The 19,188-nt window shown below is 69.4% G+C and carries 21 protein-coding genes; 9 read left to right on the top strand and 12 right to left on the bottom strand.

Annotated elements, in window-relative coordinates:
- Positions 1–28 precede the first annotated feature (28 nt).
- A complete protein-coding gene (gene disA, locus ACFYZB_RS41750) occupies positions 29–1,153 on the top strand; it encodes a DNA integrity scanning diadenylate cyclase DisA (RefSeq protein WP_067052714.1) in 1,125 nt (374 codons plus the stop codon).
- Between the two features lie 109 nt (positions 1,154–1,262).
- Here disA and ACFYZB_RS41755 read toward each other — a convergent pair whose 3' ends face one another.
- Positions 1,263–2,066, bottom strand: a complete 804-nt coding sequence (locus tag ACFYZB_RS41755) for a hypothetical protein (RefSeq protein WP_388767121.1) — start codon at positions 2,064–2,066, stop codon at positions 1,263–1,265.
- Between the two features lie 180 nt (positions 2,067–2,246).
- On the opposite strand from ACFYZB_RS41755, the gene ACFYZB_RS41760 reads away from it, so the two are divergent.
- The 5 genes from ACFYZB_RS41760 (at position 2,247) to cseC (ending at position 6,691) form a co-directional block, all read left to right on the top strand.
- On the top strand, positions 2,247–3,122 hold the full coding sequence (locus tag ACFYZB_RS41760; RefSeq protein ID WP_388767122.1) for an A/G-specific adenine glycosylase: 876 nt from the start codon (positions 2,247–2,249) through the stop codon (positions 3,120–3,122).
- Positions 3,123–3,397: 275 nt separating this feature from the next.
- The gene (locus tag ACFYZB_RS41765) at positions 3,398–3,937 is read left to right on the top strand and encodes a SigE family RNA polymerase sigma factor (RefSeq protein ID WP_030751823.1); all 540 of its coding nucleotides are present in this window, start codon (positions 3,398–3,400) and stop codon (positions 3,935–3,937) included.
- A complete protein-coding gene (locus tag ACFYZB_RS41770) occupies positions 3,925–4,578 on the top strand; it encodes a hypothetical protein (RefSeq protein ID WP_388767123.1) in 654 nt (217 codons plus the stop codon). Before ACFYZB_RS41765 ends, ACFYZB_RS41770 begins: the two co-directional genes overlap by 13 nt.
- A gap of 42 nt (positions 4,579–4,620) precedes the next feature.
- Positions 4,621–5,325, top strand: coding sequence for a two-component system response regulator CseB (cseB, locus tag ACFYZB_RS41775; RefSeq protein WP_351215957.1), 705 nt, complete (start codon positions 4,621–4,623; stop codon positions 5,323–5,325).
- 10 nt (positions 5,326–5,335) lie between these two features.
- Positions 5,336–6,691 (top strand): two-component system sensor histidine kinase CseC, encoded by a 1,356-nt coding sequence (gene cseC, locus ACFYZB_RS41780; protein ID WP_351215959.1) that lies wholly within the window; start codon positions 5,336–5,338, stop codon positions 6,689–6,691.
- A gap of 44 nt (positions 6,692–6,735) precedes the next feature.
- Here cseC and ACFYZB_RS41785 read toward each other — a convergent pair whose 3' ends face one another.
- The 3 genes from ACFYZB_RS41785 to ACFYZB_RS41795 form a co-directional block, all read right to left on the bottom strand.
- Positions 6,736–7,182 (bottom strand): VOC family protein, encoded by a 447-nt coding sequence (locus ACFYZB_RS41785; protein ID WP_388767124.1) that lies wholly within the window; start codon positions 7,180–7,182, stop codon positions 6,736–6,738.
- On the bottom strand, positions 7,179–7,649 hold the full coding sequence (locus tag ACFYZB_RS41790; protein ID WP_388767125.1) for a helix-turn-helix transcriptional regulator: 471 nt from the start codon (positions 7,647–7,649) through the stop codon (positions 7,179–7,181). The genes ACFYZB_RS41785 and ACFYZB_RS41790 overlap by 4 nt, the downstream gene beginning before the upstream one ends.
- Positions 7,650–7,830: 181 nt before the next feature.
- Entirely contained in the window at positions 7,831–9,399 is a 1,569-nt protein-coding gene (locus ACFYZB_RS41795) for an MDR family MFS transporter (protein WP_351215965.1), read from the bottom strand.
- A 124-nt stretch (positions 9,400–9,523) separates the two neighbouring features.
- Between ACFYZB_RS41795 and ACFYZB_RS41800 the strand changes: the two genes are divergently transcribed.
- On the top strand, positions 9,524–10,123 hold the full coding sequence (locus tag ACFYZB_RS41800; RefSeq protein ID WP_388767126.1) for a TetR/AcrR family transcriptional regulator: 600 nt from the start codon (positions 9,524–9,526) through the stop codon (positions 10,121–10,123).
- 165 nt (positions 10,124–10,288) lie between these two features.
- Entirely contained in the window at positions 10,289–10,906 is a 618-nt protein-coding gene (locus tag ACFYZB_RS41805; protein ID WP_388767127.1) for an HAD family acid phosphatase, read from the top strand.
- A gap of 79 nt (positions 10,907–10,985) precedes the next feature.
- On the opposite strand, the gene ACFYZB_RS41810 is transcribed toward ACFYZB_RS41805, so the two are convergent.
- On the bottom strand, positions 10,986–13,511 hold the full coding sequence (locus ACFYZB_RS41810) for an ATP-dependent Clp protease ATP-binding subunit (protein WP_351215971.1): 2,526 nt from the start codon (positions 13,509–13,511) through the stop codon (positions 10,986–10,988).
- Positions 13,512–13,941: 430 nt separating this feature from the next.
- On the opposite strand from ACFYZB_RS41810, the gene ACFYZB_RS41815 reads away from it, so the two are divergent.
- The gene (locus ACFYZB_RS41815) at positions 13,942–14,601 is read left to right on the top strand and encodes an SCO3374 family protein (RefSeq protein ID WP_388767128.1); all 660 of its coding nucleotides are present in this window, start codon (positions 13,942–13,944) and stop codon (positions 14,599–14,601) included.
- Here ACFYZB_RS41815 and ACFYZB_RS41820 read toward each other — a convergent pair.
- The 7 genes from ACFYZB_RS41820 to nadC all read right to left on the bottom strand — a co-directional run bounded on the left by ACFYZB_RS41820 (position 14,580) and on the right by nadC (position 19,165).
- On the bottom strand, positions 14,580–14,915 hold the full coding sequence (locus ACFYZB_RS41820) for an Lsr2 family protein (RefSeq protein ID WP_351031652.1): 336 nt from the start codon (positions 14,913–14,915) through the stop codon (positions 14,580–14,582). The genes ACFYZB_RS41815 and ACFYZB_RS41820 overlap by 22 nt on opposite strands.
- Positions 14,916–15,131: 216 nt before the next feature.
- The gene (locus ACFYZB_RS41825) at positions 15,132–15,665 is read right to left on the bottom strand and encodes an amino-acid N-acetyltransferase (RefSeq protein WP_388767129.1); all 534 of its coding nucleotides are present in this window, start codon (positions 15,663–15,665) and stop codon (positions 15,132–15,134) included.
- Positions 15,666–15,674: 9 nt separating this feature from the next.
- The gene (locus ACFYZB_RS41830) at positions 15,675–16,091 is read right to left on the bottom strand and encodes a BlaI/MecI/CopY family transcriptional regulator (protein ID WP_388767130.1); all 417 of its coding nucleotides are present in this window, start codon (positions 16,089–16,091) and stop codon (positions 15,675–15,677) included.
- Positions 16,092–16,254: 163 nt separating this feature from the next.
- Entirely contained in the window at positions 16,255–16,434 is a 180-nt protein-coding gene (locus ACFYZB_RS41835) for a hypothetical protein (protein WP_351216009.1), read from the bottom strand.
- A 146-nt stretch (positions 16,435–16,580) separates the two neighbouring features.
- A complete protein-coding gene (locus ACFYZB_RS41840) occupies positions 16,581–17,252 on the bottom strand; it encodes a hypothetical protein (protein WP_388767141.1) in 672 nt (223 codons plus the stop codon).
- Positions 17,253–17,384: 132 nt separating this feature from the next.
- Positions 17,385–18,182, bottom strand: a complete 798-nt coding sequence (locus ACFYZB_RS41845) for a type III pantothenate kinase (RefSeq protein ID WP_351215979.1) — start codon at positions 18,180–18,182, stop codon at positions 17,385–17,387.
- A 5-nt stretch (positions 18,183–18,187) separates the two neighbouring features.
- The gene (gene nadC / locus ACFYZB_RS41850) at positions 18,188–19,165 is read right to left on the bottom strand and encodes a carboxylating nicotinate-nucleotide diphosphorylase (RefSeq protein ID WP_351215981.1); all 978 of its coding nucleotides are present in this window, start codon (positions 19,163–19,165) and stop codon (positions 18,188–18,190) included.
- Positions 19,166–19,188 lie beyond the last annotated feature (23 nt).

Raw genomic sequence — 19,188 nt, forward strand, 5'->3', positions numbered from 1 at the left:
CGTCAGAACCTGCGACCGGAGGAGTGCAGTGGCAGCCAACGACCGGGCAGCAGCTCCCGGAAAGTCCGGTGGGAGTGCCGGTTCCGATGGCCTGATGCGCGCCTCGCTGAGCGCGGTGGCTCCCGGTACGGCCCTGCGGGACGGCCTCGAGCGCGTGCTGCGCGGCAACACCGGCGGGCTGATCGTGCTGGGCTCCGACAAGACGGTCGAGGCGATGTGCACGGGCGGGTTCGTACTGGACGTGGAGTTCACCGCGACCCGGCTGCGGGAGCTGTGCAAGCTGGACGGCGGCATCGTGCTGTCGTCGGACCTGTCGAAGATCCTGCGCGCGGGCGTGCAGCTGGTACCGGACCCGACCATCCCCACGGAGGAGACGGGCACGCGGCACCGTACGGCGGACCGGGTCAGCAAGCAGGTCGGCTTCCCCGTGGTCTCCGTCTCCCAGTCGATGCGGCTGATCGCCCTGTACGTCGACGGTCAGCGGCGCGTCCTGGAGGACTCGGCGGCGATCCTGTCCCGCGCGAACCAGGCGCTGGCCACGCTGGAGCGGTACAAGCTGCGCCTGGACGAGGTGGCCGGCACGCTCTCGGCACTGGAGATCGAGGACCTGGTGACGGTGCGGGACGTGTCCGCCGTCGCGCAGCGTCTGGAGATGGTCCGGCGCATCGCCACCGAAATCGCAGAATACGTGGTCGAACTGGGCACGGACGGCCGTCTTCTCGCGCTCCAGCTGGAGGAGTTGATCGCCGGGGTCGAGCCCGACCGTGAGCTGGTCGTCCGGGACTATGTCCCCGAGCCGACGGCGAAGCGTTCCCGCACGGTCGAGGAGGCGCTGTCCGAGCTGGACGCGCTGACCCACGCGGAGCTGCTCGAACTCGGCACGGTGGCGCGGGCACTGGGCTACACGGGTTCGCCGGAGACCCTCGACTCCGCGGTGTCCCCGCGGGGCTTCCGGCTGCTGGCCAAGGTTCCGCGCCTCCCGGGCGCGATCATCGACCGGCTGGTGGAACACTTCGGCGGCCTGCAGAAGCTGCTCGCCGCGAGCGTGGACGACCTGCAGACCGTGGACGGCGTGGGCGAGGCACGGGCGAGGAGCGTGCGGGAAGGTTTGTCGCGTTTGGCCGAGTCCTCCATCTTGGAGCGGTACGTCTAGGTTTTAGCCGGGCGTCCGATGGCTCGGGGGCGTGTGCTGCTCGGCGGCTGCGGGTCCGTTGTGGTTGCGCAGCCGAACGCGAACCGCGCCGCCCCGCCCCTTGGTCCGCTCAGTCGGCCGACAGCACGAACGACGCCTGCAGCTTCCCGAACCCCGGTGCCTTCGCCTCCAGCAGATACGTCCCGAACTTCGCCGACCCCGCGGCGGGCGTCGCGCACTGCGGAGCGCTCGGCTTGCGGTCCCACTTCACGGTGTACGTGATGCTCTGCCCCGCCGGCACCCGGAACATCAGGCTGCCCGCGCCCTGGGGGCAGTCGGCCGACGACCAGAACGTGTCGTTCCCGTCGGCCGGCGTGATGGTCAACACCGCGCTCTTCGGCCCGAGATCGACCTTGCAGTCGGCGGACGAGCCGTTCTTCGCGGTGAGTTCGAAGGTCGGCGTCTGGTCCGGAGAGTAGGAGTTGTGCAGGCTGCGCAGGCTCAGTGTCACCGCGGAGGAGGTGCAGTCGGGCAGCGAGGAGGACGCCGGGAGCGTGTCGCCCGTACCGACACTGCCACCTCCGGACGCCGCACCCGAGCCACCGCCGGAACCGGAGGATCCGGCTGAGCCGGCGTCGGAGCCGCTGCCGCCACCGGAACCGGAATCGCCCCCGCTGGAGTCGCCACCCGAATCGCCGCGCCCGCCCGGGTGTTGGCTGATCGCGGGCCCGGACGAGGAGGGCCCCGGTGTGATGGTGTGCGCGGGATTCTTGCCGTTGGACCCGCCGGCGCTCTTCTTGCCGCCCCCGCCGCCGGCGGTGGCGATCCACGCGATCAGCAGCGCCAACACCGCGACCACCGACAGCAGTACGACCCTCCTTCGCCAGTAGATGGAGGAGGGAAGCGGCCCGACCGGATTGCGCAGAGATCCCACGGCGGAAACTGTACGAGAGATCGCCGTACTTGCTTGCCCCACCCGCCGCTCGAGCACCAACTTTTCCGGATCATCATCCTGGCAACTGCCGTGACACCCAGGGCGCTTCACCCTTCAGCACGCTCGGTGACCGCGCCGTCACCCACCATGCATGCCGAGCCGTGGCAGGATCGGAAGGCCATGACTGAGAAGCTGCACACCCCCGTGATCGCCTGGTTCGACGCCAACGCCCGCGACCTCCCCTGGCGCCGCCCGCAGGCGGGCCCGTGGGGGGTGATGGTCAGCGAGTTCATGCTCCAGCAGACCCCGGTCAACCGGGTGCTGCCCCTCTATGAGGAGTGGCTGACCCGCTGGCCCCGCCCCGCGGACCTGGCGAAGGAGGCACCGGGCGAGGCGGTGCGCGCCTGGGGCCGGCTCGGCTATCCGCGCCGGGCGCTGCGGCTGCACGGTGCCGCGGTGGCCATAACGGAACGGCACGGCGGCGACGTACCGACGGATCACGCGCAGCTGCTGTCGCTGCCCGGCATCGGCGAGTACACGGCCGCCGCGGTGGCCTCGTTCGCGTACGGGCAGCGGCATCCGGTGCTGGACACCAATGTGCGCCGGGTCTTCGCGCGGGCGGTGACGGGGGTGCAGTACCCGCCGAACGCGACCACGGCCGCCGAACGCAGGCTCGCCCGTGAGCTGCTGCCCGAGGACGAGCGGACGGCCGCGCGCTGGGCGGCGGCCTCCATGGAGCTGGGCGCGCTGGTGTGCACCGCGAAGAACGAGGAGTGCGCGCGGTGCCCGATCGCCGCGCAGTGCGCCTGGCGGCTGGCCGGCAAGCCGGAGCACGAGGGGCCGCCGCGCCGCGGGCAGACGTACGCCGGCACGGACCGGCAGGTGCGCGGCAAGCTGCTCGCCGTGCTGCGGGAGGCGCACGCGCCGGTGCCGCAGGCGGTGTTGGACCGGGTGTGGCACGAGCCGGTGCAGCGCGCCCGCGCGCTCGACGGGCTCGTCGCGGACGGTCTGGTGGAGCCGCTGCCGGACGGGCTGTATCGGCTCCCACTCAGCTGACGTACAGCCAAGTCACAGTCACCCGACCTCTGTTACGGACCGATTCGGCCGACAAAGGCCCCCGTAAAGGGACATAACGGGCACTCCTTTACCCCGTTCCTACGGTTGTTACACAACCGACGGATAGCCGATTGCTGGCCGCAGGCTGACTCGGACAGCGCCGTGACAACCACTCCCTAACTTCTTTTCCGTGCCCGGCAGACCACCGGACACGGGGACGAACGCAGGACTTCAGGCACGGAGCCGAAGTGAACGGGGAACGGAGGCGGTTGATCATGGCGCAGGGCGAGGTGCTCGAGTTCGAGGAGTACGTCCGCACCCGGCAGGACGCGCTGCTGCGCAGCGCGCGCCGGCTGGTACCGGACCCGGTCGACGCCCAGGACCTGCTGCAGACGGCGCTGGTGCGGACGTACGGCCGCTGGGAGGGCATCGCGGACAAGCGGCTCGCCGACGCCTATCTGCGCCGGGTCATGATCAACACCCGTACCGAGTGGTGGCGGGCGCGCAAGCTGGAGGAGGTCCCGACCGAGCAGCTGCCGGACGCGTCCGTGGACGACTCCACCGAGCAGCACGCCGACCGGGCTCTGCTCATGGACGTCATGAAAGTGCTCGCACCGAAGCAGCGCAGTGTCGTAGTACTGCGACACTGGGAGCAGATGTCCACTGAGGAGACGGCCGCGGCCCTCGGCATGTCGGCCGGTACGGTCAAGAGCACGCTGCACCGGGCGCTCGCCCGGCTCCGCGAGGAGCTGGAGGCCCGCGATCTGGACGCACGCGCGCTGGAGCGTGAGGAGCGGGAGCGTTGCGCGGCCTGACCGGGGCCGGGCCCGACCGGGCCCGAGGCAGTTCACAGGCGGTGATCGCGGTGGGGGCCGCGCTCGCCGCCATCGCCCTTTTCGTCGCCGCGTGCGGCACGGGGGGCACCGGCACCCGGGACGAGGGCCCGGCACACGCGTCGGCGGTCGCGGGAGCCGTCGCCTCCGCCAGCCCGAGCCCGAGCCCGACCACCGGGTACCGGCGGGTGGACGCGGTCTCGCTGCTCAAGAAGGATCCGGCGGTCTCGGCGACGGTGAAACGTCAGCTGAAGCCCTGCAGCGGCGACAACTACCCGGTCGAGGTCACCTACGGCTTTCTGACCGGCGGTTCCGTCAACGACGTCCTCATCAACGTGTCGGACTGCGGTGACTGGCTGGGCATCGGCACGTACGTGTACCGGGACGTCGGGGGCACGTACGAGAATGTGTTCAAGGCGGAGGATTCGCCGGTCGTCGCGGAGATCGACGGCACCGACCTGACCGTGACCAAGCAGGTCTACGACACGAACGACACACTGTCGAACCCGTCCAGGGAGACCGTGATCACGTACTGGTGGAAGGCGGGCCGGTTCACCGAGCATTACCGGCACGACACCTACTACAGCAAGACCGGCGGCGACACCTCCGCGCCGGACAACTGACCCCCCCACCTGCACGCACACCACGAGGACTGAGAGCACGGGATGGCAGACCAGACCCACGTCCTGTTCGTCGAGGACGACGACGTCATCCGCGAGGCCACCCAGCTCGCCCTCGAGCGGGACGGCTTCGCGGTCACCGCCATGCCCGACGGCCTGTCGGGCCTGGAGGCGTTCCGGGCGAACCGCCCCGACATCGCCCTGCTGGACGTCATGGTGCCGGGTCTGGACGGCGTCAGCCTGTGCCGTCGTATCCGGGACGAGTCGACCGTGCCGGTGATCATGCTGTCGGCGCGCGCCGACTCCATCGACGTCGTCCTCGGCCTGGAGGCGGGCGCCGACGACTATGTGACCAAGCCGTTCGACGGCGCCGTGCTGGTCGCACGGATCCGGGCGGTGCTGCGCCGCTTCGGGCACGCGGGCGGCGGCGACCGGAGCGAGGCGGTCGAGGACACGGTGTCCGGTGGGATGCTCACCTTCGGGGACCTGGAGATCGACACCGAGGGCATGGAGGTGCGCCGGGCCGGGCAGCCGGTCGCGCTCACCCCGACCGAGATGCGGCTGCTGCTGGAGTTCTCCTCGGCGCCGGGCACCGTTCTCTCCCGCGACAAGCTGCTGGAGCGGGTCTGGGACTACGGCTGGGGCGGGGACACCCGGGTCGTCGACGTGCATGTGCAGCGGCTTCGCCAGAAGATCGGCCAGGACCGGATCGAGACGGTCCGCGGCTTCGGCTACAAGCTGAAGGCCTGAGCGGGGCGGCATGCGGGGGATCCTTCGCAATCCGGTCCGGCGCATGGAGCGCGTGGGCCTGCACACCGGACTCAGATGGAAGCTCAGCGCGGCGATCGCGCTGGTCGCCGGCCTGGTGGCCATCACGCTGAGCCTGGTCGTCCACAACGCGGCCCGGGTCTCGATGCTCGACAACGCACGCGACCTGGCCAATCAGCGGCTCCAGTGGGCGCAGCGCAACTACGAGACGATCCGGCGGCCGAACTTCCCGAACATCAAGGTCGACGACCCCGAGCTGCCGGACTCGCTGCGCCGGAAGATGGAGCAGGGCAGGAAGGCCAGCGATGTCATCGACCACGGCGGGGTGCCGGACATCTGGGCGGCCCTGCCGACCAAGGACGGACATGTGCTGTCCACGCACGGCCCCTTGCCGGACCGTTCCACGGATGTGATGAAGGACCTCGACCAGGCGCTGGTCATCGGTTCGGTCGCGGTCGTGTTCGGCGGCAGCGCGCTCGGCGTGCTGATCGGCGGGCAGCTCTCCGGGCGGCTGCGCAAGGCGGCCGCCGCCGCGAACCAGGTCGCCAAGGGCGAGACCGACGTCCGGGTGCGGGAGGCCATCGGCGGGGTCGTACGGGACGAGACCGACGATCTCGCGCGTGCGGTGGACGCCATGGCGGACGCGCTGCAGCAGCGTCTCGAGGCCGAGCGGCGGGTCACCGCCGACATCGCACACGAACTGCGCACGCCCGTCACCGGCCTGCTCACGGCCGCCGAACTGCTCCCCCCGGGCCGCCCGACCGAACTCGTCCTGGACCGGGCGAAGGCCATGCGCACGCTCGTCGAGGACGTCCTGGAGGTGGCCCGCCTGGACGGCGCCTCGGAGCGGGCCGAGCTGCAGGACATCATGCTCGGCGAGTTCGTCACCCGGCGCGTGGCCGCCAAGGACCCGGAGATCGAGGTGCGGGTGGTGCACGAGTCGGAGGTCACCACCGACCCGCGCCGGCTGGAGCGGGTGCTGTTCAACCTGCTCGCCAACGCCGCCCGGCACGGCAGGCCGCCGATCGAGGTGACCGTCGAGGGCCGGGTCATCCGGGTCCGCGACCACGGTCCCGGCTTCCCGGAGGAACTGCTCGCCGAGGGGCCGAGCCGGTTCCGCACGGGCAGCAAGGACCGCGCCGGTACGGGCCACGGGCTGGGCCTGACCATCGCGGCGGGCCAGGCCCGGGTCCTGGGCGCCCGCCTCACCTTCCGCAACGTACGCCCCGTGAGCGCCCCGGCCGGCATCCCGGCGGAGGGCGCGGTGGCGGTGCTGTGGCTGCCGGAACATGCACCGACGGCGACGGGGAGCCATCCGATGCTGCCGATGTCGGGGGGAATGGGCTGAGCGCCTCGCGACGGCGGACAGCCGCACTGTCCGTGGCGCTCAGCTCAGCAAGCCCAGTCCTGCTCCAGATCCAGGCCCCCCTCACGCCGCTGGGTGAAGGAGAACCAGTTCCCGGAGTCGTCCCGGAACAGCGCCTCCGTGCCGTACGGCCGCTCCTGAGGCTCCTGAAGGAACTCCACCCCGCGCTCCTTGAGCTTCTTGTAGTCGCCGTGGATGTCGTCCGTCGCCAGCACCCCGGCCCCCAGCGCCCCCTTGGCGACGAGCTTCCGCATCATCTCGGCGGACTGCGGGTCCATCGCCGGCGGCCCCGGCACCATCAGCGTCAGCTCCACGTCGGGCTGGCCGGGGGCGCCGACGGTCAGCCAGCGCATGCCGCCGTCCCCCATGGTCATGTCCGTACGGACCTCGAGCCCCAGCTTCTGCGTGTAGAACTCCTTGGCCCGGTCCTGGTCCAGGACCCAGACGGTGGTGATGGCAAGCCCCTTGATCATGTCTCTGCTCTCCTGTCGGCGGATTCCCTCCCGTCACCGTAGGCAGGGCCGGACCCGGACCGCTTCTCCGATCTTGCGGTGCTGAATCCGCCGGCCCAGAGCATGGCGTAGCACCCGGGTATCAGCGAGGCCCCGCGCCCCACGTGCTTCGCGCGGTACTCGCTCGGGGTGAGCCCGGTGCGGGCCTTGAAGCGGGCGGAGAACGTGCCGAGGCTGCTGAAGCCGACCAGGGTGCAGATCTCGGTCACGGTGAGGTTGGCGCAGCGCAGCATCTCCTCGGCCCGCTCGATCCGCCGGTGGGTCAGATACTGGCCCGGCGTCTCGCCGTAGACCTCCTTGAAGGCGCGCAGGAAGTGATACCGCGAGTACCCGGCGCACGCCGCCACGGCGTCGAGATCGAGACCGGGGTCCGCCCAGTCCCGGTCCATGGCGTCCTTGGCCAGCCGCAGCCGCCGCACCTTGTCCATGCAGCCGATGGTGACACGGGGCACTGACAGTCGTGTTTGTCTCCCACGACGGCCGCAACCATCAATTGAGGAACCACGACGGCGCCCCGCCACGTCCGCGAGAGCGGCGCCGGTTCAGGCGCACAAAGGGAGAAGACCCCGGGGGCGGACACCGACCCGGGGTCTTCGGTTCAGGCGCGGCTCAGACGGCCTCGACGACCTGCATCGGAGCCACGTCCTCGCCGCTCTCCGCCGAAGGCTTCCCGCTCTTCAGCGGAACCTCCTTCACGAACAGCGCCGCGACGAGCACGACCACCGCGATCCCCGCGCCCAGCAGGAACGCCGAGTGCGTGCCCGCGGACACCGCGTGCTGGTAGGCGTCCTTGACCGGCGCCGGCAGCATGTTGATGTGCTTCGCGTCCAGCGCGGCGGTCTTCTCGGTCATGTGCTTGCCTACCGCACCGGCCCGCTCGGCCATGACGTGCTTGACGCGGTCGTTGAAGAGCGCGCCCATGATGGCCACGCCGAAGGAGGAGCCGAGCGTACGGAACAGGGTGGTGGACGAGGACGCGACGCCCATGTCCTTCATCTCCACGCTGTTCTGCGCCACCAGCATCGTGATCTGCATCAGGCAGCCCATGCCCAGACCCAGCACGGCCATGTAGATGCCGGACGTCAGCCGGGTCGTACCCGTGCCCATCAGCGACAGCAGATACAGTCCGACGATCATCAGGGCACCGCCGACGATCGGGAAGATCTTGTAGCGGCCGCTGTTGGTGGTGACCCGGCCCGCGACCATCGAGGTCACGAGCATCGCGCCGAGCATCGGCAGGAGCAGCAGACCGGAGTTGGTCGCGGAGGCGCCCTGCACCGACTGCTGGTACAGCGGCAGGTAGAGCGTGGCACCGAACATCACGAAGCCGGTGATGAAGCCGATGACGGACATCAGGGTGAAGTTGCGGCTGCGGAACATGTGCAGCGGTACGACCGGCTCGGCGGCCCTGGTCTGCCAGTACACGAACCCGATCAGCGCGGCGACGCCGATGCCTATCAGCTCCATGATCCGCGCGGAGGTCCAGGCGTACTCGCTGCCGCCCCAGGTGGTGACCAGCACGATCGAGGTGATGCCGACGGTCAGCAGCAGCACACCCCAGTAGTCGATGCGCGCCTCGGACCGCTTCTTCGGCAGGTGCAGCACGGCGCTGACCAGGGCGAGGGCCACGACACCGAGCGGCAGGTTGATGTAGAAGGACCAGCGCCAGCCCCAGTTGTCGGTGATGGTGCCGCCGACCAGCGGACCGCCGATCATCGCCAGCGCCATGACGCCGGCCATCATGCCGGTGTACTTGCCGCGCTCCCGCGGCGGGATCAGGTCGCCGATGATCGCCATGACGCCGACCATCAGACCGCCGGCGCCCAGGCCCTGTACGGCGCGGAAGCCGATGAGCTCGCCCATGTTCTGGGCCATGCCGCTGAGCGCCGAGCCGATCAGGAAGAGCACGATCGAGGTGAGGAACGAGCCCTTGCGCCCGTACATGTCACCGAGCTTGCCCCAGATCGGGGTGGAGGCCGCGGTGGCCAGGGTGTAGCCGGTGACCACCCAGGACAGGTGCTCCAGGCCGCCCAGGTCGCCCACGATCGTCGGCATCGCCGTACCCACGATCATGTTGTCGAGCATCGCGAGCATCATCGCGATCATGAGCGCGAGCAGGACCACCCGCACGCTCTTCGGCTGTTTACTGTCCGTGACGCCTTGTACTGTGTCCGCCATCTCTTCCCACTCCCCCTACGGCGGCTACTTACTTGCCGCCCGGCTAGTTCACTACACTGGGAAAGTAGCCCCGCAACTAGCCGGGCGTCAAGTAAGTTTCCGCGGGAGCGCGAGGAGTACGAGGATGGGCGGCACCATGGACGGCACCAAGCAGCAGCGCCGCGGCAACACCCGCCAGCGCATCCAGGACGTGGCACTCGAACTCTTCGCGGAGCAGGGCTACGAGAAGACCTCTCTGCGCGAGATCGCCGAGCGTCTCGACGTCACGAAGGCGGCCCTGTACTACCACTTCAAGACGAAGGAAGAGATCATCGTCAGCGTCTTCGCGGACCTGACGAAACCGATCGAGGACCTGATCGAGTGGGGTCGCAGCCAGCCGCACACCCTGGACACCAAGCAGGAGATCGTGCGGCGCTACAGCGAGGCCCTGGCCGGCGCGGAACCCCTGTTCCGCTTCATGCAGGAGAACCAGGCGACGGTACGGGAACTGCGCATCGGCGACACCTTCAAGGACCGGATGCGCGGCCTGCGGGACATCCTCATCGATCCGGACGCCGCCCTCGTCGACCAAGTGCGCTCGGTCAGCGCCATGTTCACGCTGCACGCCGGGATGTTCGTGATGCAGGACCTGGAAGGCGACCCCGGCAAAAAGCGGGAGGCGGTTCTGGAGGTCGCCCTGGACCTGATCACCCAGGCGCACGAACACGCCCGCCGGCAGGACTGACCCCGGCGTCCACGACGCCCAGTAGGAGACGGCCGGGAAAATGTGACGCACACCTCTGGCCACCTACCGTCCAGTAACCCTACGGTTCCCCTCGCGCCACCCTCACCTCAGATCATGCCCCTGACATTTCAGGCTTGCGTACGGACGTGAGAGGAACCCCCACCGATGACCAGACGCCCCTGGGCGCTCCGCATATCCGCCACCGCCGTCTCCGTGGCCGCCCTGGCCGCGATGGCCGCCCCGGCCCAGGCGGCCGACGACACGGCGACCACCGGCAGCTCCACCACCAAGGTCGACTACGCCACCTGGCAGAAGGACTGCCAGGTGGTGATGGACCAGGCACTGCCGTACCTGAAGGAGCGGATCGCCGACGCCCAACCCGGCGAGAAGCAGGCCATCGTCTTCGACATCGACAACACCACGCTGGAGACCGACTTCGGCTTCAGCTACCCGCAGCCGGCCAACAAGCCCGTCCTGAACGTGGCGAAGTACGCCCAGGAGCACGGCGTCTCGCTGTTCTTCGTCACGGCCCGCCCGGGCATCATCTACCTGCCCACCGAGTACAACCTCGAACACGACGGCTACGACGTCTCCGGCCTGTATGTGCGCGGCCTGTTCGACCTGTTCAAGGATGTCGCCGCCTACAAGACCGCCCAGCGCGTCGACATCGAGAACAAGGGCTACACGATCATCGCGAACATCGGCAACAGCGCCACCGACCTGTCCGGTGGCCACGCCGAGAAGACCTTCAAACTGCCCGACTACAACGGGCAGTTGTCGTAAGCCGCAGGTTCTCCAGGCATGCGAAAGGGCCGGTGCGGTGAAGCACCGGCCCTTTCGACTCGGCCCATGACCCGGAGGCTCAGGCCTCCTTGCTCAGGTTCGGCCCGGCACCGCCGGCCGCCTGCTCGATCGGCGGGACGTCGGGCAGCGCCGACTTCTCCTCACCGCGGAAAGTGAAGGTCTGGGACTCGCCCTCGCCCTCGGTGTCCACGACCACGATGTGACCGGGGCGCAGCTCGCCGAAGAGGATCTTCTCCGAGAGCGTGTCCTCGACCTCGCGCTGGATCGTGCGGCGCAGCGGACGCGCGCCCAGCACCGGGTCGTAACCCTTCTTCGCCAGCAGCTCCTTGGCGGACTGGGAGAGCTCGATGCCCATGTCCCGGTCCTTCAGACGCTCGTCCACCTTGCTGATCATCAGGTCGACGATCCGCAGGATGTCCGCCTGCGTCAGCTGCGGGAAGACGACCACGTCGTCGACGCGGTTGAGGAACTCGGGGCGGAAGTGCTGCTTGAGCTCGTCCGACACCTTGTTCTTCATGCGCTCGTAGTTGGTCTTCGTGTCACCCGCGGCGGCGAAGCCGAGGTTGAAGCCCTTGGAGATGTCCCGGGTGCCGAGGTTGGTCGTCATGATGATGACCGTGTTCTTGAAGTCCACGACCCGGCCCTGGGAGTCGGTCAGACGACCGTCCTCCAGGATCTGCAGCAGCGAGTTGAAGATGTCCGGGTGGGCCTTCTCGACCTCGTCGAAGAGGACGACGGAGAACGGCTTGCGGCGGACCTTCTCGGTCAGCTGGCCGCCCTCTTCGTAGCCCACGTATCCGGGCGGGGAACCGAAGAGACGCGAGACCGTGTGCTTCTCGCTGAACTCCGACATGTCGAGGGAGATCAGCGCGTCCTCGTCGCCGAAGAGGAACTCGGCCAGGGCCTTGGAGAGTTCGGTCTTACCGACACCCGACGGGCCGGCGAAGATGAACGAACCACCGGGACGCTTGGGGTCCTTCAGACCCGCACGCGTACGACGGATCGCCTTCGACAGCGCCTTGACGGCGTCGTTCTGGCCGATGACCCGCTTGTGCAGCTCCTCCTCCATGCGGAGCAGGCGGGAGGACTCCTCCTCGGTCAGCTTGAAGACCGGGATGCCGGTGGCCGTGGCGAGGACCTCGGCGATCAGCTCGCCGTCGACCTCGGCGACGACGTCCATGTCGCCGGCCTTCCACTCCTTCTCCCGCTTGGCCTTGGCGGCAAGGAGCTGCTTCTCCTTGTCGCGCAGGGAGGCGGCCTTCTCGAAGTCCTGCGAGTCGATCGCGGACTCCTTGTCCCGGCGGACGGCGGCGATCTTCTCGTCGAACTCGCGCAGGTCCGGCGGAGCGGTCATCCGGCGGATGCGCATCCGGGAACCGGCCTCGTCGATCAGGTCGATCGCCTTGTCCGGCAGGAAGCGGTCGGAGATGTACCGGTCGGCCAGGGTGGCCGCCTGGACCAGGGCCTCGTCCGTGATGGAGACGCGGTGGTGCGCCTCGTAGCGGTCGCGCAGGCCCTTGAGGATCTCGATCGTGTGCGGCAGGGACGGCTCGGCGACCTGGATGGGCTGGAAGCGGCGCTCCAGGGCCGCGTCCTTCTCCAGGTGCTTGCGGTACTCGTCCAGCGTGGTCGCACCGATGGTCTGCAGCTCGCCACGGGCCAGCATCGGCTTGAGGATGCTCGCCGCGTCGATCGCGCCCTCGGCGGCACCCGCACCGACCAGCGTGTGCAGCTCGTCGATGAACAGGATGATGTCGCCGCGGGTGCGGATCTCCTTGAGCACCTTCTTCAGGCGCTCCTCGAAGTCACCGCGGTAGCGGGAACCGGCGACCAGGGCACCGAGGTCCAGGGTGTAGAGGTGCTTGTCCTTGAGGGTCTCGGGCACCTCGCCCTTGACGATGGCCTGGGCGAGGCCCTCGACGACGGCGGTCTTGCCGACGCCGGGCTCACCGATCAGCACCGGGTTGTTCTTGGTACGGCGGGACAGCACCTGCATGACCCGCTCGATCTCCTTCTCGCGCCCGATGACCGGGTCGAGCTTGGACTCACGAGCGGCCTGGGTGAGGTTCCGGCCGAACTGGTCCAGGACGAGGGAGGTCGAAGGCGTGCCCTCGGCCGGGCCGCCGGCGGTGGCGGTCTCCTTGCCCTGGTAACCGGAGAGCAGCTGGATGACCTGCTGCCGCACCCGGTTGAGGTCTGCGCCCAGCTTGACCAGGACCTGGGCGGCGACGCCCTCGCCCTCACGGATCAGGCCGAGCAGGATGTGCTCCGTGCCGATGTAGTTGTGGCCCAGCTGAAGGGCCTCGCGGAGCGACAGCTCCAGGACCTTCTTGGCACGGGGGGTGAAGGGGATGTGCCCGGACGGGGCCTGCTGGCCCTGGCCGATGATCTCCTCCACCTGCTGGCGGACCGCCTCAAGCGAAATGCCGAGGCTCTCCAGGGCCTTAGCGGCGACACCTTCGCCCTCGTGGATGAGACCCAGGAGGATGTGCTCGGTGCCGATGTAGTTGTGGTTGAGCATCCGGGCTTCTTCCTGAGCCAGGACGACAACCCGCCGCGCGCGGTCGGTGAACCTCTCGAACATCGTTAATCGCTCCTCAGAGCGGTCAGGCAGTGGGGGGAACTTCCCCTCCCTGTCCTTCCGCAGCTTAGTCCCGCAAGCGGGGACCGCTCATTCCAACTGCCGACACCGTCGATGGCCTCCTGACCCCTGACGCCGACATCTGCTCCAACCCGATGGTGCGAGACGATGTTCCCGCAGGCCAGGCAGTTACCCCCATCGCCAGTACGCCGATGGCGAACGTGAGACGGCCCGGCCTTCGTGTCGCCCCCTCCCACTAGGCATGTCTTACCCGCTGGGACTGACACTCCATGCGGCGCGCACCGGTTCCCTCCGCTATGGGCGAACAACCTTGCGCCTCCCCGCACCCCCGCACGCCCCCTCTTTCGGCGCTCTGCGTGATCAAATTGACACACAGCGTAACCCCTCGGATGCTTCGGCGGTTGCACTTGGCATGGTTGGCACGGTCCCCACGGCCTCAACGGTCCCCCTTCCTCGTCGCCCCCTGGATCCGGACGTACCGAACACAGGTGATCTCCCGGATGGTCCGGATGCCCGGGTCCGTCACTGGTACGAGAACGATCTGGGCTGGGCGACAGTGCCCGGACGGCCGCTGCGGCTGCTCACCGGCGTGCGGTTCGACGTCCTGGACGTGCCGGCCGAGGCGGGCGCGGGGGCGCTCCGGCATCTCGCACCGGCCTCTCCGGTGGCCCTTCGGGGCGACCGGATGGCCCTGCTGGTGGCCGCTGGCAGCGCGGAGGAGCTGCCGGGGCTGCTGGACTGGCTGGAGTGGCACGCCGTGACCCTCGACCTGCGGGTCCTGGGGGCGGGCGGCGCGATGGAGGCGCCGGCCCCGCCGACGAGCGTGTGCGAAGGGGTCGTGCGGGCCGGGTCGGTACAGGGGGCCGCCGTATGGCTGCGGCCCCCTGGGCCCGGAGGCGAGGTCGAGGCCTCGCTGCCGGCGATGCCGGCCATGGGGCGCGGGAAGGGCGCCCCCGATCTCGTACGACTGGTGGACACGGTGGCAGCACAGTGTCACCGGGTCCGGCTGCGGCGCCCGCGCGCGGGAGGGCCGACCGCCTGCCGGCGGGATCAGCCGTTGGCCTTCTCGTAGGCCTCGCGAATGGACGCGGGAACGCGACCGCGGTCGTTGACCTCGTAACCGTTCTCCTTCGCCCAGGCGCGGATCGCCGCGGTGTCCTGGCTGCCACCGGAAGCGGCACGCGCCTTTCCGCGTCCGCCCGAAGCGCGGCCACCGGTACGACGACCACCCTTCACATAGGGCTCGAGAAGGCCACGCAGCTTGTCCGCATTGGTGGTCGTGAGATCGATCTCGTACGTCTTGCCGTCCAGCGCGAACGTCACGGTCTCGTCCGCCTCGCCGCCGTCGAGGTCGTCGACAAGAAGGACCTGAACCTTCTGTGCCACCGGATTTCCTTTCATCGATAACGTTGAGGGCCAAGGGGGTGTGCGGCGTCCGCCGTTTCGCCGCCCCTGTTATATGCAGTACTGCAGTACGTCGGAAAGCAAACCGCTTTTGCCGGAAAAACACAAACCCCTGGGAGAGGACCGGTAGAGGACCGGCGGAGCGCCTCGGTCCGGAAACATGCGCGTTTCGGACATAGGGCACCGGGGCAATGACGATCACAGATGCAGAAGCATCCGGCTGTTGCCCAAGGTGTTCGGTTTCACTCGTTCGAGACCGAGGAACTCGGCGACGCCCTCGTCATAGGAACGCAACAGCTCCGTGTACACATCGGTGTCGACCGGTGTCTCCCCGATCTCCACGAAGCCGTGCTTCCCGAAGAAGTCCACTTCGAAGGTCAGACAGAAAACCCGGCGAACACCGAGCCAGCGTGCGGTCTGCAGCAGCTTCTCCAGCAGCCGATGGCCGACGCCGGCGCCCTTGAGGCCGGGCTTCACCGCGAGAGTGCGGACTTCCGCGAGGTCCTCCCACATGACGTGCAGCGCGCCGCAGCCGACCACCTCGGCGTTGTCGTCGCGTTCCGCGACCCAGAACTCCTGGATGTCCTCGTAAAGCGTGACCGTGGCTTTGTCGAGCAGGATGCGGTCTCGGGCGTAGGCGTCCAGGAGGCGGCGTACGGCCGGGACATCGCTGGTCCGGGCGCGCCGGACCGTGATGGCGCTTGCGGTGACTTCGGGGCGCTCTGCAGACATGAGCGGACGCTATCGCCCGTCGGCGTCCTGCGCCGCGCCGGGGTTCTCTTCACCGGGCTCGGGGTTCTCTTGGCCGGGATCGGGGATGCTATCCGCGATTTCCGGCCCCTGAACGATGCGTACGGCGTCCCTGAGGGCCTGGCGCTGTTCCTCGCTCATCATCCCGAAGAAGGCGACGAGAGCGGCGGCCGGGTTGTCGCTCTGCGACCAGGCGTCGTTCATGAGGGCGGCGGCGTAGGCGGCCCGCGTCGAGACGGCCTCATATCGATAGGCCCGCCCTTCGGCCTCGCGGCGCACCCAGCCCTTCTGATGGAGATTGTCCAAAACGGTCATCACGGTGGTGTACGCGATGGAGCGTTCCTGCTGGAGGTCTTCCAGGACTTCTCGAACGGTCACCGGGCGGTTCCACTTCCACACCCGCGTCATGACCGCGTCTTCGAGTTCTCCCAATGGGCGAGGCACAACTCAGAACAATAGTGGGAGATCCCGGCAATGGCGTGCCGGACGTGCATCAAGCCCACGAACGCGAACAAAAAGGGCGTACGGCTCGAAGTCGCATGGCGATGGCGAGAGCCGCAGGGGCGGTTGCTCAGGCGTCGCCGGCGGCGGAGGCCTGCCGGGCGCTCTCCGCGCGCGCGAGGGCGGCGTCGACGGCCGCGTCCTCCTTGGCCTTGGCGGCCCCGCCCTGGGTCTTCACGATCACCCTGACCACACCGATGAAGAACACGGCCATCACGACCGGAGGCACAAGCGCGGAGACGTAGTCCATGCCTCCCAGAGTAGCCACGGGCCCCCGCCCGAAAGGTACGGGGTACACAAACACCCCGTCCCCGCCGAACGCGCCCGCACCCGACCGCGGCAGTTGCACGGCGGGTGCGGGTGGGAAAACCTGTCCCGGCCGTGGGCCAGGGTCGGTCAGCCGGCCGCCAGTTGGCGGGTTTCGGCCGGGTTCGCCGGAGGCGCCGGCTTGCGGCGCGGGAAGACCTCCCCCGGCGTCGGAATGGGCCGCTTCGGCGCCCCCGGCTCCGTGCCGGGCCGCTCCCCAGGCGTCGGTGCGGGTCTCGGCGTGGGCTTCTGCGGGGGCTTCTGGGCGGGCTTCTGCGGCTCCCCGGCCTGCTCCTGGCCCCGCAGCACCCCGGGCGCTCCCCCACCGCCGGGAAGGGCCAGCAGGCGGGTGCGGGAGGGCGGCACGGCGGGCGCCGGCACCTTGCGCGCGCCCTGCGCGAACCGCGCCCGTACGTCCTGCTCGGCCAGCGCCTGGCAACGGTCCAGCAGCGCGGCCGCGACCCGGTTCCCGCGCAACGCCCGCAGCGCGGCGAGGTCGTCCGGCGTCGGGCGGTGCCCGGCCCCCAGCGCCTCCTCCAGGAGGGTGAGGTAGCCGGCGGCGGTACCCGGCAGCGCCGCCCGGTACCGGCCGAGGTCGGCCACCAGGAAAGCGCGCAGTCTCGCCCCCTCGCACAGCGCCTCGTCGAGCGACTCGGCGAGCCGGAAGCAGTCCTGGACGTCCTCGGCGGACGCTTGGCCGGGGTGAAGGGCGAGGGCGAGGGCGCGGCGGAGCACACGCAGCTCCTCCACGCCGAACGCCATGCCGCCGCGGGATCCGTATGGCGTGGGCATGCGGCGACGCTACCGCTAATCGGACAAAAGTGACGAAACAGGATGATTTTTCGGTGCGTGTCGCTCCCTGTTTCCCTCGACCGGTGCTACGGCACCGTCAGCTCACAGCCGCGACACGTTCCGCTCGTACACCAGCCGCAGCCCGATCAGCGTCAGCCACGGCTCGTGCTCGTCGATCACCGAGGACTCCCCCAGCACCATCGGCGCGAGCCCGCCCGTGGCGATCACGGTGACGTCGTCCGGGTCGTCCGCCAGCTCCCGCGCCATCCGGCTGACGACCCCGTCGACCTGCCCCGCGAAGCCGTACACGATGCCGGCCTGCATGGCCTCGACCGTGTTCTTGCCGATCACACTGCGCGGCCGGGCCACCTCGATCTTCCGCAGCTGCGCGCCCTTCACACCGAGCGCCTCCACGGAGATCTCGATACCGGGCGCGATCACACCGCCGACGTACTCCCCGCGCGCGGAGACCGCGTCGAACGTCGTCGCCGTACCGAAGTCGACGACGATCGCCGGGCCGCCGTACAGCTCGACGGCCGCGACCGCGTTGATGATCCGGTCCGCGCCGACCTCCTTGGGGTTGTCGGTGAGGATCGGCACGCCCGTCTTCACGCCCGGCTCGACCAGGACGGCGGGGACGTCGCCGTAGTAGCGCCGGGTGACCTCGCGCAGTTCGTGCAGCACCGATGGGACGGTCGCGCAGATCGCGATACCGTCGATGCCGTCGCCCAGCTCCTCGCCGAGCAGCGGGTGCATGCCCATCAGGCCCTGGAGCAGCACCGCCAGCTCGTCCGCCGTCCGGCGCGCGTCGGTGGAGATGCGCCAGTGCTCGACGATGTCCTCGCCGTCGAACAGGCCGAGGACGGTGTGCGTGTTGCCGACGTCGATCGTGAGGAGCATCGCGGTTACTCCGCCTCGCGCAGGTCGAGGCCGATGTCGAGGATCGGCGCGGAGTGGGTGAGCGCGCCGACGGCCAGGAAGTCCACGCCCGTGTCGGCGTACACGCGCGCGATGTCGAGCGTCAGCCGGCCGGAGGCCTCCAGCAGCGCCCGCCCACGGACGATCCCGACGGCCTCCGCGCACTCGTCGGGCGTGAAGTTGTCCAGCAGGATCAGATCGGCGCCCGCCTCGACGACCTCGCGCAGCTGGTGCAGGGTGTCGACCTCGACCTCGATCGGCACCTCCGGGAAGGCCTCCCGTACGGCCTTGAAGGCCTGCGCGACGCCACCGGCGGCGACCACGTGGTTGTCCTTCACCAGGGCCGCGTCGGACAGCGACATGCGGTGGTTGACGCCGCCGCCGCAGCGGACGGCGAACTTCTCCAGCGAGCGCAGGCCCGGAGTCGTCTTGCGGGTGTCGCGCACGCGCGTCTTGGTGCCCTCCAGCACGTCCGCCCACGCGCGTGTGGCGGTCGCGATGCCGGACAGGCGGCACAGGATGTTCAGCGCGCTGCGCTCGGCCGTCAGCAGGTCACGCGTGCGCGTGGTGACCGACAGCAGCCTCTGCCCGGCCTCGACGCGGTCGCCGTCCTCGACGTGCCGCTCGACCTCGAACTCGTCCGTGCAGACCACGGAGAGGACGGCCTCGGCGACCCTGAGGCCCGCCACCACGCCGGCCTCGCGCGCGGTGAAGTCGCCGGTGGCGGTGGCCTCCTCCGGGATGGTCGACACGGTCGTCACGTCCACGCCGCCGTCCAGGTCCTCCTGGATGGCCACGTTGGCGATGTCCTCGACCTCGATCGGATCGAGTCCGGCGGCGGCCAGCAGCTCGGCGAGCGCGGGGTCGAGCCCGCTCTCCAGATACTCCTCGTCGCCGTCCGCGCCACAGGCACAGCCGTCGCCGCAGCCACCGGTCGGGGCGAGAGGAAGGTCGTCGGTGCTCACGTCTGTCACTGCTCCTGAGGCGC

Origin of the sequence: Streptomyces sp. NPDC001852 (assembly GCF_042891825.1) — a bacterium.
Lineage (GTDB): Bacteria > Actinomycetota > Actinomycetes > Streptomycetales > Streptomycetaceae > Streptomyces.

What these genes read in the sequence shown, in the direction of transcription:
- ACFYZB_RS41805 (WP_388767127.1), top strand. Translation starts at nt 10,289, where the DNA reads ATGACCAGACGCCCCTGGGCGCTCCGCATATCCGCCACCGCCGTCTCC.
- ACFYZB_RS41845 (WP_351215979.1), bottom strand. Translation starts at nt 18,182, where the DNA reads ATGCTCCTCACGATCGACGTCGGCAACACGCACACCGTCCTCGGCCTG.
- ACFYZB_RS41800 (WP_388767126.1), top strand. Translation starts at nt 9,524, where the DNA reads ATGGGCGGCACCATGGACGGCACCAAGCAGCAGCGCCGCGGCAACACC.
- ACFYZB_RS41785 (WP_388767124.1), bottom strand. Translation starts at nt 7,182, where the DNA reads ATGATCAAGGGGCTTGCCATCACCACCGTCTGGGTCCTGGACCAGGAC.
- ACFYZB_RS41760 (WP_388767122.1), top strand. Translation starts at nt 2,247, where the DNA reads ATGACTGAGAAGCTGCACACCCCCGTGATCGCCTGGTTCGACGCCAAC.
- ACFYZB_RS41835 (WP_351216009.1), bottom strand. Translation starts at nt 16,434, where the DNA reads ATGGACTACGTCTCCGCGCTTGTGCCTCCGGTCGTGATGGCCGTGTTC.
- ACFYZB_RS41815 (WP_388767128.1), top strand. Translation starts at nt 13,942, where the DNA reads ATGGTTGGCACGGTCCCCACGGCCTCAACGGTCCCCCTTCCTCGTCGC.
- cseC (WP_351215959.1), top strand. Translation starts at nt 5,336, where the DNA reads ATGCGGGGGATCCTTCGCAATCCGGTCCGGCGCATGGAGCGCGTGGGC.
- cseB (WP_351215957.1), top strand. Translation starts at nt 4,621, where the DNA reads ATGGCAGACCAGACCCACGTCCTGTTCGTCGAGGACGACGACGTCATC.
- ACFYZB_RS41840 (WP_388767141.1), bottom strand. Translation starts at nt 17,252, where the DNA reads ATGGCGTTCGGCGTGGAGGAGCTGCGTGTGCTCCGCCGCGCCCTCGCC.
- ACFYZB_RS41830 (WP_388767130.1), bottom strand. Translation starts at nt 16,091, where the DNA reads ATGACGCGGGTGTGGAAGTGGAACCGCCCGGTGACCGTTCGAGAAGTC.
- ACFYZB_RS41765 (WP_030751823.1), top strand. Translation starts at nt 3,398, where the DNA reads ATGGCGCAGGGCGAGGTGCTCGAGTTCGAGGAGTACGTCCGCACCCGG.
- ACFYZB_RS41810 (WP_351215971.1), bottom strand. Translation starts at nt 13,511, where the DNA reads ATGTTCGAGAGGTTCACCGACCGCGCGCGGCGGGTTGTCGTCCTGGCT.
- ACFYZB_RS41825 (WP_388767129.1), bottom strand. Translation starts at nt 15,665, where the DNA reads ATGTCTGCAGAGCGCCCCGAAGTCACCGCAAGCGCCATCACGGTCCGG.
- ACFYZB_RS41795 (WP_351215965.1), bottom strand. Translation starts at nt 9,399, where the DNA reads ATGGCGGACACAGTACAAGGCGTCACGGACAGTAAACAGCCGAAGAGC.
- ACFYZB_RS41790 (WP_388767125.1), bottom strand. Translation starts at nt 7,649, where the DNA reads ATGGACAAGGTGCGGCGGCTGCGGCTGGCCAAGGACGCCATGGACCGG.